Below are 12,029 nucleotides of genomic sequence, written 5' to 3' on the forward strand. Positions count from 1 at the left end.
AGCTGGAGTCTCTTATGAGCCAGGCAAAATCCGCGAGCATCATGGATTCTCGCATCCTCATTCCGGCCGTGGGTGCCGCTTTCAAGAAGCTCAACCCCCGGGCACTCGCCAGAAACCCGGTCATGTTCGTCGTGGCCACGGTCTCGGTGCTGACCACCATCCTCTTCCTGCGCGATCTCGTGGCGGGCAACGGCGACCTCGGCTTCTCGTTCCAGATCAATCTTTGGCTCTGGTTCACCGTGCTGTTTGCCAATTTCGCCGAGGCCGTTGCCGAAGGTCGCGGCAAGGCGCAGGCGGATTCGCTGCGCAAGGCGCGCACCGAAACCCAGGCGAAGCTGCTGACCGCCAATAATGGCAGCGGCTACCGCATGGTGCCGGGCACCAGCCTCAAGGTCGGCGACCTCGTGCTCGTCGAGGCCGGCGACATCATCCCGTCGGACGGCGAAGTCATCGAAGGTGTGGCCTCCGTCAACGAAGCGGCGATCACAGGCGAATCCGCGCCGGTCATCCGCGAATCCGGCGGCGACCGCTCCGCGGTAACAGGCGGCACGCAGGTGCTGTCCGACTGGATCCGCGTCCGCATCACCGCCGCTGCCGGCTCAACCTTCCTCGACCGGATGATTGCGCTCGTCGAAGGTGCCGAACGCCAGAAGACTCCGAACGAGATTGCGCTCAACATCCTGCTTGCCGGTATGACGCTGATCTTCGTGCTCGCCACCGCGACGATCCCGAGCTTTGCCATCTATGCCGGCGGCTCGATCCCGATCATCGTGCTCGTCGCCCTCTTCGTGACGCTGATCCCGACGACGATCGGTGCGCTGCTGTCGGCGATCGGCATTGCCGGCATGGACCGCCTCGTCCGCTTCAACGTGCTCGCCATGTCCGGCCGTGCGGTCGAAGCCGCCGGCGACGTCGATACGCTGCTGCTCGACAAGACCGGCACGATCACCCTCGGCAATCGCCAGGCGACGACCTTCCGCCCGGTTCGCGACGTTTCCGAACAGGATCTCGCCGACGCCGCCCAGCTCGCCTCGCTTGCCGACGAAACCCCGGAAGGCCGCTCCATCGTCGTGCTCGCCAAGGAAAAATATGCGATCCGCGGCCGCGATATGGCAAGCCTCAAGGCGACCTTCGTGCCCTTCACGGCCCAGACCCGCATGAGCGGCGTCGATCTCGAAGGCGCTTCGATCCGCAAAGGCGCAGTCGATGCCGTGCTGGCCTATGTCAACGGCGACGCATCCTCGAAGAACGGCAGCGAGGTCGTGCGCGAACTGCAGTCGATATCAGACGAGGTCGCCAAGGCTGGCGGCACGCCGCTGGCCGTTGCCCGCGACGGCAAGCTGCTCGGCGTCATCCAGCTGAAGGATATCGTCAAGGGCGGCATCCGCGAGCGCTTCACCGAGCTTCGCCGCATGGGCATCCGTACCGTGATGATCACCGGCGACAACCCGCTGACGGCAGCCGCCATCGCAGCGGAAGCCGGCGTCGACGACTTCCTCGCCCAGGCAACGCCGGAGATGAAGCTGGCGCTGATGCGCGAGGAACAGTCGAAGGGCAAGCTCGTCGCCATGTGCGGCGACGGCACCAACGATGCGCCGGCGCTCGCCCAGGCCGATGTCGGCGTCGCCATGAACACCGGCACGGTCGCCGCCCGCGAGGCCGGCAACATGGTCGACCTCGACAGCGACCCGACGAAGCTCATCGAGATCGTCGAAATCGGCAAGCAGCTGTTGATGACGCGCGGCGCGCTGACGACCTTCTCGATCGCCAATGACATCGCCAAGTACTTCGCCATCATCCCGGCGATGTTCCTGACCTTTTACCCGCAGCTCGGCATCCTGAACATCATGGGGCTTTCGACGCCGCAGAGCGCCATCCTCTCGGCAATCATCTTCAACGCGCTGATCATCATCGCGCTGATCCCGCTATCGCTGAAGGGTGTCCGCTACCGTCCGATCGGCGCCGGCGCGCTGCTGTCGCGCAACCTGCTGATCTACGGCGCCGGCGGCATCATCGTCCCCTTCATCGGCATCAAGGCGATCGACATGGCCGTCGCAGCCCTCGGCCTGGCCTAACAAAATTGGCCTGAAACGCTCCAAGGAGTAAGAACAATGTTGAAAGAACTTCGTCCAGCGGTCGTCATGATCGTCGCCACCACCGCCATCACCGGCCTACTCTACCCGCTCGCCATGACGGGTGCCGCCCAGGCCCTCTTCCCGACCCAGGCGAACGGCAGCCTGATCGAGAAGAACGGCCAGGTGATCGGCTCGACGCTGATCGGCCAGGCCTTCACCAGCGACAAGTATTTCCACGGCCGTCCCTCGGCCGCCGGCGACGGCTACAATGCGGCCGCCTCCAGCGGCTCAAACCTCGGCCCGACCAGCCAGAAGCTGATCGACCGCGTCAAGGGCGACTACGACGCGGCCAAGGCGGCTAACCCGAATGCGGAGGTGCCCGCCGACCTCGTCACCGCTTCGGGCAGCGGCCTCGATCCCCATATCTCCCCGGAGGCCGCTTACTTCCAGGTGCAGCGCGTCGCCAAAGCGCGTGCTATCGACGAGGCCAAGGTCAAGGCGCTGGTCGACGGTGCCGTTCAAGGCCGCGAACTCGGCATTCTCGGCGAACCCACAGTCAATGTTCTGGCGTTGAACCAGAGCCTTGATGCTTCTATGACTCAGTGACCCTGGCAGGCTGGGCGCCCTTTTCCTTCCCTCATCCCTGCGCTCGTCACAGGGGCGAGGGATAGGGTGATGTAGCCCGTCCTCGCCAGCCATCTGCAGAAAGACCATACGCATGCCAGACGACAATCGCGATCAGGCCGGCAGGCCCTCGCCCGATGCGCTTCTCGAAAAAGCCCGGGCGGAGACACGCGGCCGTCTGAAGATCTTTCTGGGTGCCGCGCCCGGCGTCGGCAAGACCTACGAGATGCTCGTCTCCGGCCGTGCCAAGATCGCCGACGGTCTCGATGTCGTCATCGGCGTCGTCGAGACCCACGGCCGCAAGGAGACCGAGGCGCTCCTTGCCGGCTTCGAGATCATCCCCCGCGTCGAAATCAGCTACAAGGGCCGGCCGCTCGAGGAAATGGATCTCGACGGCATCCTCGCCCGCCGGCCTGATCTGGTGCTGGTCGACGAACTCGCCCACACCAACGCCGAGGGCAGCCGTCATCCGAAGCGCTATCTCGACGTCAAGGAATTGCTCGATCGCGGCATCGATGTCTATACAACGCTGAACATCCAGCATGTCGAGAGCCTGAACGACGTCGTCTCGCAGATCACCCGCATCCGTGTGCGCGAGACAGTGCCGGACTCGATCATCGACCTCGCCGACGACATCGAGATCATCGACCTGACGCCGGATGATCTGATCAAGCGCCTCCATGACGGCAAGGTCTACATGCCGCGCACGGCCGAGCGGGCGCTGACCAACTATTTCACCCCGGGCAACCTGACGGCGCTCAGAGAACTTGCGCTGCGTAAGACCGCACAGCGCGTCGACGACCAGTTGCTCACGCATATGCAGGCCCATGCCATCTCAGGCCCCTGGGCGGCGGGCGAACGCGTTCTCGTCTCGGTCGACCACCATCCGCGCTCCGCCTCGCTGGTGCGTTATGCTGCCCGTATGGCCTCGCGGCTGCGCGCGCCCTGGGCTGCCGTCTATATCGAGACCAACCGATCGATCAATCTGAACGAAGCCGAGCGCGATACCGTCGCCGCCACGCTGCGACTTGCCGAGCAGCTCGGCGGCGAAGCGATCACCCTTCCCGGCCGCGAAGTCGCCGAAGAGCTTGTCCGCCACGCCACCGCCAACAACGTCACCCATATCGTCATCGGCGCCCCGAAGAAGCCGACATGGCGCGACTGGTGGAGCCGCTCGATCACCGACGAGCTGATCCGCAAGACCGGCGAGATCAGCGTCCATGTGATTTCAGGCAGTGAGAAGGACGGCACCACCGCGCGGGGCGTCAGGGCGGCGGCCACCCCGCCGCAACTGGATTTCAGGGCCTACCTGCTGGCAACCTTTTATGTTGCCATCGCGCTCGGCGTCAGCGTCGTACTCGACCAGGTGCTCGACGTACGCAACCTCGCCCTCGTCTTTCTGATGGCGGTGCTGACCTCAGCCGTCCTCCACGGCCTGCGGCCGGCCCTTTACAGCTGCATCCTCAGCGCGCTGTCCTTCAATTTCTTCTTCCTGCCGCCGCGCTACACGCTGACGATCAACGATCCGGAAAGCGTGCTTGCGCTCTTCTTCTTCCTGGGCGTCGCCATCATCGCCAGCAATCTGACCGCGACCGTGCAGCGCCAAGCCGCCGCTGCCCGACAGCGGGCGCGGACGACGGAAGATCTCTATCTCTTCTCGAAAAAGCTCGCCGGCACCGGCACGCTCGACGACGTGCTCTGGGCGACCGCCTTCCAGCTCGCCTCGATGCTGAAGGTCCGCGTCGTGCTGCTGCTGCCGGAAGACGGTACCATCGCCGTCAAGGCCGGTTATCCGCCCGACGACACGCTCGACGACGCCGATATCGCCGCCGCCCGCTGGGCCTGGGAGCACAATCACGCCGCCGGCCGCGGAGCCGATACCCTGCCCGGCGCCAAGCGCCTCTATGTGCCGCTGAGAACCGGGCGCACTGCCGTCGGTGTCATCGGCCTCGACAGTGATCGCCGCGACGGACCGTTGCTGACGCCCGAACAGCAGCGGCTGCTCGATGCGCTGGCCGACCAGGCGGCCCTTGCCATCGAACGCGTCCAGCTCGTCGCTGATGTCGACCGGGCAAGACTTGGGGCCGAAGCAGACCGGCTGCGCTCGGCCCTACTGACCTCGATTTCCCACGACCTGAAGACACCGCTTGCCGCCATCCTCGGCGCCGCCGGCACGCTGCGCGACTATTTCGCCTCGATGCCGGAGGAGGACCGCAGCGACCTGCTGTCGACCGTCGTCGACGAATCCGAACGCCTCAACCGCTTCATCGCCAACCTGCTCGACATGACCAAGATCGAATCCGGTGCGATGGAGCCGAACTATGCGCTGCATTATGCCGGCGATATCGTCGGCAGCGCGCTGCGCCGTGCCGCCAAGATCCTCGACGGCCACAAGACCGAGATGAACATTCCCGCCGACCTGCCGATGGTGCGCGTCGATCCTGTCCTGTTCGAGCAGGTGATCTTCAACCTGCTCGACAATGCCGCGAAATACGCGCCCGAGGGATCGGTGATCCATATCGAGGGCTGGGCCGATGCCGACAACGTCGTCGTGCAGATTTCGGACGAAGGCCCAGGCATTCCGCCGGCCGATCTTAACCGCGTCTTCGATACCTTCTACCGCGTGCGCAAGGGCGATCAGGTGCGCGCCGGCACCGGGCTTGGCCTTTCCATCTGCCGCGGCTTCATTGAGGCGATGGGTGGCACGATCACCGCCGGCAACCGGACGGGCCGTCCGGGCGCAGTCTTCACCATCCGCCTGCCGAAACCCAACGACATTCCGAAACTGGATGAACTCCGATGACCGGTTCAGCCGTTAAAATCCTCGTCGTCGACGACGAGCCTCCGATCCGCAAGCTGCTCCGCGTCGGCCTGACCGCGCAGGGCTACGAGGTGCGTGAGGCGCCAAACGCCAGCGCCGCCCGGCAGTCGGTCGCCGATGACATGCCCGATCTCATCGTGCTCGACCTCGGCCTCCCCGACACCCCCGGCCATGACCTGCTACAGGCGTGGCGCGACGAAGGGCTTTCCATGCCGGTCGTCATTCTGTCCAGCCGCACCGACGAGGCCGGTATCGTCAAGGCGCTGGAAAGCGGCGCCGACGATTACGTCACCAAGCCCTTCGGCATCAACGAGCTCGGCGCCCGCATCCGCGTGGCGCTGCGCCACCGCCTGCAGCAACACGGCGAAAAGGCAATCTTCCAGACCGGCGGGCTGTCGATCGATCTCGTCAAGCGCATCGTCAAGGTCGACGGCCAGGAAATAAAACTGTCGCCGAAGGAATATGACATCCTGCGCGTGCTCGCCCAGCATGCCGGCAAGGTGCTGACACACCAGTTTCTTCTAAAGCAGGTATGGGGGCCGGCGGCGGATGTGCAGTATCTGCGCGTCTACGTCCGGCAACTGCGGCAAAAGGTTGAGCAGATTCCGGACCAGCCGCACTATATCACCACCGAGACCGGCGTTGGCTACCGGCTCAGGGAACCGGATTGACATCCCTTCCCTCCCGCTGCCCGAACAGTATCGAGAATGACATGGACCTTACCAACATCATCCGGCCGGAACACACCTTCATCGGCGTGTCGGCGCCGACCAAATGGCGCGCGCTGCAGACCATAGCCGACAAGGCCGCGAAGGCTTTCTCCGTCGATGGCCAGACCATCCTGAAGGCGCTCGAAGCGCGTGAGAAGCTCGGCTCGACCGGCATCGGCAATGGTATCGCCATCCCGCATGCGGCGATCGACGGCATGACCAGCCCGCGCGGCCTTCTCATCCGCTTCGCCCAGCCGCTGGATTTCGAGGCGATCGACGATATCCCGACCGACATAGCCTTCGTGCTGCTCTTCGGAGAAAATAATCGTGGCGAATATCTGAACGTGCTTTCTGCCATTGCCAGGCGGCTGCAAACGGATGGCGCGCTCGCCGCCATGCGCAAGGCAAGGACGGTTGACGAGTTTTATTCCGATTTCATCGCCGATTCACGGGTATGATCGCATGAAAAAGGCGCGGCCCGAAGGTCGCGCCCCATTCGTCTGCAAAGAGACGATCTTAGAAATCGCGCTGGAAGCGCAGGAAGCCGAACACTTCGTCGTCGCCTTCGTCCTCATCGTGATATTGCACGCTGAGCTTCGTACGCAGATCCTCGACGATACGGTAGTCGATGGTGACACCGGTCGTGTAGGCGCTGCCGCCGGTGAAGCCGTTACCGTCAGCCTCGAGAGCGATGTTTTCGAAGTACTGGAAGCCGGGGGTGACCGACCACTTGTCGTTGATCTTCAAGGCGTACTCTGCTGCGATCGTCCATTCGGACTCTTCGTAGTAGTAGTTGGCGCCGCTTGCCCATACGCCGGCAATGCCGAGCGTGCCCGGGCCGATGTCGGCATAGACGATGCCGCGGACAGCGACTTCGCTGGTGTCGGTGTCATAACCGGCAAGCAGGTAAGCGCTGATGGCGCCGGCCTTGTAGGAGACCTGGCCTGCGACACCAAAGTTGTTCGGGCCGTCGCCCGGCTTGGTGGCGTAGTCTTCTTCAAGCTCGTCGACCGAAATGCCGGCTGCGAAAGCGCCATTCTCGTACTGATAACGGATCGAGTTGTGGGTCGTCTCGTTGCTGGCAAGGGTATCGGTCTCGCCGCTCATGTCGTCATCCCACCAGCTATACAGCTTACCGACGCGGAAACCGGCGATATCGATGTAGCCTTCATCGAGCAATGCTTCCTGGTCGGAAGCATTGTCGACATTGTAACGCAGCGTGATGACGCCGGTGAGCGTGCCGTACTCGGTGTCATTCTTGGCCTGGAAGGTGACCTGACCGCGAGTCCAGAAGTTTACGTCGGAGTCGCCCGAAATATGGTCACCGAAACGCACTTCGGTACGGATGTAACCGCCGATCGAAAGGCATGTTTCCGTCCCCGGAATATAAAAATAGCCGGTACCGTAGGCGTCGCAAACGCGAACATATTCTACGGGCTCGGGTTCCGCCGCCACGATGGCGTCGGCTGCGCGGGCTCCGGAGGCCGCGGCAAGGGCGGCAACGGAGGCAAAAAGGATAGTTCTGATATTCATTTTGAATGGCCCTAAACAGGTTTGGAATGCGAGGCGCACTTCAAGGGTTGCCCCCGCGTTGCGGTCGGCGAATACGGCCGCAACGGAGGCCATATAGGAATCCGCAAGCGCCATCGCGGCAAAATCTTGGCAAAAATCTGCATCACCATGTCGTTTTCGTGGAGGAACTGTGGCCGAAAAAACACGGCCCTACGGCAGCAGCGCCCATGCGACCAATTGGCCGCGGCCAACTTCGATTTCCAAATTACCCCTTAAATGGAATGACATTCTAAGGGTAGCGCCGGAACCGGAAGAACCTTTGTTTCATTATACGACTAACTTGATAGTGTTTAGGCACAAACACGGAGGGTTCCCCAATGCAGACACAACGGCTCACCCGGCTCATCGCAGCCGCGGTCATGGCAGGCAGCTTCGCAATCGGGGGCATCGCTCCTGCATTCGCGGATCAGACGCTTCTTAACGTTTCCTACGATCCGACTCGCGAATTGTATAAGGATTTCAACGCTGCTTTTGCCGCCAAGTGGCAGAAGGACACCGGTGAAACCGTAACGATCCAGGCGTCGCATGGCGGCTCCGGTGCGCAGGCCCGCTCCGTCATCGACGGTCTTGACGCCGACGTCGTCACGCTAGCGCTCGAAGGTGATATCGACGCCATCGCCAAGAAGACCGGCAAGATCCCGGCCGACTGGAAGACCAAGTTCCCCAACAATTCGACACCCTATACGTCGACGATCGTCTTCCTGGTCCGTAAGGGCAACCCGAAGGGCATCAAGGATTGGGGCGACCTGGTCAAGGACGACGTGCAGGTCATCACGCCGAACCCGAAGACCTCGGGCGGTGCCCGCTGGAACTTCCTGGCCGCCTGGGCATGGGCCAAGCAGGCGAATGGCGGCGACGAAGCCAAGGCGCAGGATTACGTGACGAAACTGCTGCAGCACGTTCCGGTTCTCGATACAGGCGCGCGCGGCGCCACGACCACCTTCGTCCAGCGCGGCCTCGGCGACGTGTTGCTTGCCTGGGAAAACGAAGCCTATCTTTCGCTTGAAGAGCTCGGTCCCGATCAGTTCGAGATCGTAACGCCGGCCTTCTCCATCCGCGCCGACCCGCCGGTCGCCGTCGTCGACGGCAATGTCGACAAGAAGGGCACGCGCAAGGTCGCCGAAGCCTATCTCAACTACCTCTATTCGGACGAGGGCCAGAAGATCGCCGCCAAGCACTACTATCGGCCGATCAAGCCGGAAGTCGCCGATCCGGCTGACATCGCCCGCTTCCCGAAGCTGACGCTCGCGACCATCGACGACTTCGGCGGCTGGAAGGACGCACAGCCGAAATTCTTCGGTGACGGCGGGGTATTTGACCAAATCTACAAGCCGGCCCAATAATAGACTTCATGAAAGCACATAGCCCCACGCGGTGGCGGTTCAAGCGGCCGAGTGTCATTCCGGGTTTCGGAATGACGCTCGGCCTTACCTTGACCTGGCTCACCCTTCTGATCCTCATCCCGCTCTCGGGCCTCGCCGTCCGGTCGAGCGCGCTTGGCTGGGAAACATTCTGGTCGATCGCACTCGATCCGCGCACGCTGAACGCGCTGCGCATCAGCTTCGGCAGCGCCTTCATCGCTGCGATCGTCAATGCTGTCTTCGGCATCATCCTCGCCTGGGTGCTGGTGCGTTACCGCTTTCCCGGCAAGCGTGTCATCGATGCCATGGTCGACCTGCCTTTCGCGCTGCCGACTGCCGTTGCCGGCATCGCGCTGACGACGCTCTATGCGCCGAACGGCTGGATCGGCCAGTTCCTGACGCCGCTCGGCATCAAGATCGCCTTTACGCCAGCCGGTATCGTCGTTGCGCTGATCTTCGTCGGCCTACCCTTCGTGGTGCGCACCGTGCAGCCCGTCATGGAAGAAATCGACAAGGAAGTGGAGGAGGCTGCGGCAACGCTCGGCGCCAATCGCTTCCAGACGATTTTCCGCGTGCTGCTGCCAGGGCTGGCGCCCGCCGTGCTCACCGGCTTTGCGCTCGCCTTTGCCCGCGGCGTCGGCGAATACGGCTCGGTCATCTTCATCGCCGGCAACCTGCCGTTCAAATCGGAGATCGCGCCGCTGCTGATCATCATTAAACTCGAAGAGTATAATTATGCGGCAGCGACCGGTATTGCGGCGATCATGCTGGTCATCTCGTTCGCCATGCTGCTCGTTATCAATCTCATCCAGAGCTGGAGCAGGCGGAGGTACGGCTATGGCGCTTGATGCGACCGTTCAACCGGTGAAGCTGCGTTCGGTGACCACCGAAAACAGGATCGCGCGCTTCACGCTGATCATTCTTTCGCTCGTCTTCCTGCTGCTGATCCTGCTTCTGCCGCTTGCAGCCGTTTTCGTCGAGGCCTTCCGCAAAGGGCCTGCCCCCTTCCTCGCGGCGCTCGCCGACGCCGAGACCTTGTCGGCGATCCGCCTGACGCTGATCGTCGCCGGCGTCAGCGTGCCTCTCAACCTCGTCTTTGGGGTCACCGCCGCCTGGGCGATCGCCAAGTTCGAGTTCAAGGGCAAGGCCTTCCTGACGACACTGATCGACCTGCCCTTCTCGGTCTCACCCGTCATATCGGGCCTGGTCTTCGTTCTGCTGTTCGGCTCCAGTACCTGGCTCGGCCAGTGGTTCAGCGCTCACGACATCAAGATCCTGTTCGCCGTGCCGGGGTTGATCCTCGCCACCATGTTCGTCACCTTCCCCTTCGTCGCCCGCGAGCTGATCCCGCTGATGCAGGAACAGGGAACCGCCGACGAGGAGGCAGCCCTTTCGCTCGGCGCCAGCGGCTGGCAGACCTTCTGGTACGTGACGCTGCCGAACATCAAATGGGGTCTGCTCTACGGTGTGCTGCTCTGCAACGCTCGCGCCATGGGTGAATTCGGCGCCGTCTCGGTGGTCTCTGGCCACATCCGCGGCCAAACGAACACCATGCCCCTGCAGGTGGAAATTCTCTATAACGAGTATAATTTCACCGGCGCTTTTGCCGTCGCCACGCTTTTGGCCTTGCTTGCGCTCCTGACTCTTGTTTTGAAGACGCTGCTGGAAATGCGCTATAGCGCGGAAATCGCCGCCAGCCGGCGGCACTGAAGGATTTGGAATGGAAGTACGCGTTCAAAACATTCGCAAGGAATTCGATCGTTTTCCGGCACTGCACGATGTCTCGCTCGACATCCGCTCCGGCGAGCTGATCGCACTGCTCGGCCCTTCGGGCTCCGGCAAGACGACATTGCTGCGACTGATCGCCGGCCTCGAAAGCCCGACGGAGGGGCTGATCTTCTTCGGCGACGAGGATGCCTCGAAGAAATCAGTGCAGCAGCGCAATATCGGCTTCGTCTTCCAGCACTATGCTCTCTTCCGCTACATGACGGTGCTCGAAAACGTCTCCTTCGGCCTCAAGGTCAGAAACAGCGCGCGGCGGCCGCCTAAGGCCGACATCCGCAGGCGGGCGCTCGAACTGCTCGAGCTCGTCCAGCTTTCCGGTCTCGAAAAACGCTACCCGGCCCAGCTTTCGGGCGGCCAGCGCCAGCGTGTGGCGCTCGCCCGTGCGATGGCCGTCGAGCCGAACGTGCTGTTGCTCGACGAACCCTTCGGCGCGCTCGACGCCCAGGTGCGCAAGGACCTGCGCAAATGGCTGCGCGATATCCACGATCGCACCGGACATACCACCGTCTTCGTCACCCACGACCAGGACGAGGCGCTGGAGCTTGCCGACCGCGTCGTGGTCATGAGCCAGGGCGCGATCGAACAGGTCGGCACGCCGGACCAGGTCTACGACAATCCGAATTCTCCCTTCGTCTTCGGCTTCATCGGCCAGTCGAACTGCCTGCAGGTCGAGATTACTGACGGCGACATTCGCTTCGAAGGGCGCTCGCTCGGCCTCAATGCCGAGGGCGAGCCAGATGGCACGGCGCAGCTCTATTTCCGCCCGCACGACGTCAGGCTCTGCGAATCAGCCGAAAACTGCATTGCCGGCCAGCCGGTCTCAAGCCGCCGCGTGGCCGGCACCCGCCATATCGAGTTGGATATCGGCAATGATCGCCCGAATATCGAGATCGAATTGCCGCCGAGCGAGGCCGACAGGCTTGACCGCAACCGGGTAGCCTTCAAGCCGACCCGCTGGAAACTGTTCCGCAGCTGATGGAGATTGAGGTCTGCCGCCCGTAGAGTCGCGCGTCTTTTCAAAAGCGCGACCCTGCAACACATTGAATTTCTTCATAATTTTATGCTGGAATCGATTCCGACC

General features: G+C 62.7%; 10 protein-coding genes. 9 read left to right on the forward strand and 1 reads right to left on the reverse strand.

Going from position 1 to position 12,029, the window contains the following annotated elements:
- Positions 1-14: 14 nt before the first annotated feature.
- The 5 genes from kdpB to U5G49_RS25090 all read left to right on the forward strand — a co-directional run bounded on the left by kdpB (position 15) and on the right by U5G49_RS25090 (position 6,688).
- Positions 15-2,075 (forward strand): potassium-transporting ATPase subunit KdpB, encoded by a 2,061-nt coding sequence (gene kdpB / locus U5G49_RS25070; protein WP_193446885.1) that lies wholly within the window; start codon positions 15-17, stop codon positions 2,073-2,075.
- 36 nt (positions 2,076-2,111) lie between these two features.
- On the forward strand, positions 2,112-2,681 hold the full coding sequence (gene kdpC, locus U5G49_RS25075) for a potassium-transporting ATPase subunit KdpC (RefSeq protein ID WP_115156788.1): 570 nt from the start codon (positions 2,112-2,114) through the stop codon (positions 2,679-2,681).
- 112 nt (positions 2,682-2,793) lie between these two features.
- Positions 2,794-5,502, forward strand: a complete 2,709-nt coding sequence (locus tag U5G49_RS25080) for a sensor histidine kinase (RefSeq protein ID WP_193446884.1) — start codon at positions 2,794-2,796, stop codon at positions 5,500-5,502.
- A complete protein-coding gene (locus U5G49_RS25085) occupies positions 5,499-6,191 on the forward strand; it encodes a response regulator transcription factor (RefSeq protein WP_193446883.1) in 693 nt (230 codons plus the stop codon). Before U5G49_RS25080 ends, U5G49_RS25085 begins: the two co-directional genes overlap by 4 nt.
- Before the next feature lie 41 nt (positions 6,192-6,232).
- Complete coding sequence (locus U5G49_RS25090) at positions 6,233-6,688, forward strand: PTS sugar transporter subunit IIA (RefSeq protein WP_193446882.1); 456 nt, start codon at positions 6,233-6,235, stop codon at positions 6,686-6,688.
- Between the two features lie 58 nt (positions 6,689-6,746).
- Here the strand turns inward: U5G49_RS25090 and U5G49_RS25095 are convergent, their stop codons facing one another.
- Positions 6,747-7,763, reverse strand: a complete 1,017-nt coding sequence (locus U5G49_RS25095; RefSeq protein WP_193446881.1) for a porin — start codon at positions 7,761-7,763, stop codon at positions 6,747-6,749.
- Positions 7,764-8,119: 356 nt separating this feature from the next.
- On the opposite strand from U5G49_RS25095, the gene U5G49_RS25100 reads away from it, so the two are divergent.
- From U5G49_RS25100 to U5G49_RS25115, 4 genes are read left to right on the forward strand one after another with little or no spacing between them, the layout of a single operon-like run.
- Positions 8,120-9,145 carry a sulfate ABC transporter substrate-binding protein gene (locus U5G49_RS25100; protein ID WP_193446880.1) on the forward strand — a complete coding sequence of 342 codons (1,026 nt, stop codon included), beginning with the start codon at positions 8,120-8,122 and terminating at the stop codon, positions 9,143-9,145.
- Between the two features lie 8 nt (positions 9,146-9,153).
- Positions 9,154-10,011 carry a sulfate ABC transporter permease subunit CysT gene (gene cysT / locus U5G49_RS25105; RefSeq protein ID WP_193446879.1) on the forward strand — a complete coding sequence of 286 codons (858 nt, stop codon included), beginning with the start codon at positions 9,154-9,156 and terminating at the stop codon, positions 10,009-10,011.
- Entirely contained in the window at positions 10,001-10,873 is an 873-nt protein-coding gene (gene cysW, locus U5G49_RS25110) for a sulfate ABC transporter permease subunit CysW (RefSeq protein WP_193446878.1), read from the forward strand. Before cysT ends, cysW begins: the two co-directional genes overlap by 11 nt.
- Before the next feature lie 10 nt (positions 10,874-10,883).
- Positions 10,884-11,924 carry a sulfate/molybdate ABC transporter ATP-binding protein gene (locus U5G49_RS25115; protein ID WP_193446877.1) on the forward strand — a complete coding sequence of 347 codons (1,041 nt, stop codon included), beginning with the start codon at positions 10,884-10,886 and terminating at the stop codon, positions 11,922-11,924.
- Positions 11,925-12,029: the final 105 nt, after the last annotated feature.

It is taken from the genome of Rhizobium indigoferae (assembly GCF_034554815.1).
Classification (GTDB): Bacteria; Pseudomonadota; Alphaproteobacteria; order Rhizobiales; family Rhizobiaceae; genus Rhizobium; species Rhizobium leguminosarum.

Coding starts and splice junctions, on each gene's coding strand:
- kdpB (WP_193446885.1), top strand. CDS start 15: ATGAGCCAGGCAAAATCCGCGAGCATCATGGATTCTCGCATCCTCATT.
- kdpC (WP_115156788.1), top strand. CDS start 2,112: ATGTTGAAAGAACTTCGTCCAGCGGTCGTCATGATCGTCGCCACCACC.
- U5G49_RS25080 (WP_193446884.1), top strand. CDS start 2,794: ATGCCAGACGACAATCGCGATCAGGCCGGCAGGCCCTCGCCCGATGCG.
- U5G49_RS25085 (WP_193446883.1), top strand. CDS start 5,499: ATGACCGGTTCAGCCGTTAAAATCCTCGTCGTCGACGACGAGCCTCCG.
- U5G49_RS25090 (WP_193446882.1), top strand. CDS start 6,233: ATGGACCTTACCAACATCATCCGGCCGGAACACACCTTCATCGGCGTG.
- U5G49_RS25095 (WP_193446881.1), bottom strand. CDS start 7,763: ATGAATATCAGAACTATCCTTTTTGCCTCCGTTGCCGCCCTTGCCGCG.
- U5G49_RS25100 (WP_193446880.1), top strand. CDS start 8,120: ATGCAGACACAACGGCTCACCCGGCTCATCGCAGCCGCGGTCATGGCA.
- cysT (WP_193446879.1), top strand. CDS start 9,154: ATGAAAGCACATAGCCCCACGCGGTGGCGGTTCAAGCGGCCGAGTGTC.
- cysW (WP_193446878.1), top strand. CDS start 10,001: ATGGCGCTTGATGCGACCGTTCAACCGGTGAAGCTGCGTTCGGTGACC.
- U5G49_RS25115 (WP_193446877.1), top strand. CDS start 10,884: ATGGAAGTACGCGTTCAAAACATTCGCAAGGAATTCGATCGTTTTCCG.